This window comes from Mesorhizobium sp. M2A.F.Ca.ET.067.02.1.1, from assembly GCF_004023285.1.
Lineage (GTDB): Bacteria > Pseudomonadota > Alphaproteobacteria > Rhizobiales > Rhizobiaceae > Mesorhizobium.
This window is the reverse complement of sequence record NZ_RZSB01001139.1, coordinates 1-1,249: the sequence shown is the minus strand read 5'-3', so window position 1 is coordinate 1,249 and position 1,249 is coordinate 1. Positions and strand designations below refer to the sequence as shown.

The window sequence follows — 1,249 nt, the reverse complement described above, 5'->3', positions numbered from 1 at the left end:
GATCGACTATCTCAGCAAGGCCGGCTTTCCCTTCGCCACGCTTGGCCGAAGTCAATCCGGCGGCGACAGCTATCCTTCGCTCGATATCGATTTCGAGAGGGCGGGTGAGGAAGCTGTCGACCGGTTGGTCGCGCGCGGCCACCGCCGCATTGCCGCCATCCGCCCCTCCCTCGATCTCAACTTCGGCTACCTGTTCCTCGACGGCTACCGCAAGGCGCTGCAGCGGCACGGCATCGAGGTCGACCCCGGCCTGATCGCCGACGGCTTCATCAACGAGACCGGCGGCTATCAGGTGACGCCGCGCGTGATGCTCTCCAAGGATCGGCCGACAGCCATCATCTTCAACAATGACGCCATGGCGCTCGGCGGCTGCAAGGCGCTGGCCGAGATGGGCATCAGGCCCGGCCACGACATCGCGGTGATCGTCATTGTCGACACGCCGCTTTGCCGCTACTTCTCGCCAACGCTGACCGCCTTCCGGCCGTCGCTGGAGCCGATGGGCCGACGGCTGGCCGAGATGCTGCTGGCTTCGCTTCCGGCTTTCGCCGGTCCCGAAGGCACACGCATCATCCGCGAGGTCTGGCCGCTGGAGCTTGTCGCGCGCGAGAGCGATTGAGCGCCTTTCTCTTCTCCCCTTGCCGGAGAAGGTGGCCGAGCGAAGCTCGGTCGGATGAGGGGTGCTCCAGGGAAAGCCAACGTATCCACTCCGCTGGCACACCCCTCATCCGGCCGCTTCGCGGCCACATTCCCTCACAAGGGGGGCAGGAGAGGCCCACCTGTCACGCAACCATCACGTTCAGGCCCTAGACCGCTCGACGGCAAGGGCTGCCCCGCATCATCGGCGCCGCGCCCTTTTGAGCCAATGGCCGCTCTGTTCGTCACGAAGGGGATTTCCATGAAACATCTCAACCGAACCGCTACGCTCGGCGCGCTGCTCGCCCTGTTCACCGCCATGACGCCGGCGCTCGCCGATAGCGTCGCCTATGTCAACAAGGGGCTCGTCGGCGTCGGCCGCATTCCGGCGAGCCAGAAGGACAAGTTCGGCGAGACCTTCGGTTCGGGTTCCGGCATGTCGATCGACACCAAGGGCTGGGCACGCGACGGCGCGGGCTACAAGGGCTCGCTCTGGCTGCTGCCGGACCGCGGCTACAATGTCGTCGGCACCACCGATTATCGCCCGCGGCTCAACACCATCTCGATCAAGCTGACCCCAACCGCTCCAGGTGCCGCGCCCGCCGCCGGGCAGGAA

General features: G+C 66.1%; 1 protein-coding gene and 1 pseudogene. Both read left to right on the top strand.

What is annotated here, in order from left to right; all coding sequences use genetic code 11:
* On the top strand, window positions 1-616 hold a 616-nt coding region (locus EOA28_RS36185; RefSeq protein ID WP_189342394.1), incomplete at its 5' end, for a substrate-binding domain-containing protein.
* 279 nt (window positions 617-895) lie between these two features.
* A pseudogene (locus tag EOA28_RS36180) lies at window positions 896-1,249 on the top strand (hypothetical protein); the annotation flags it as partial.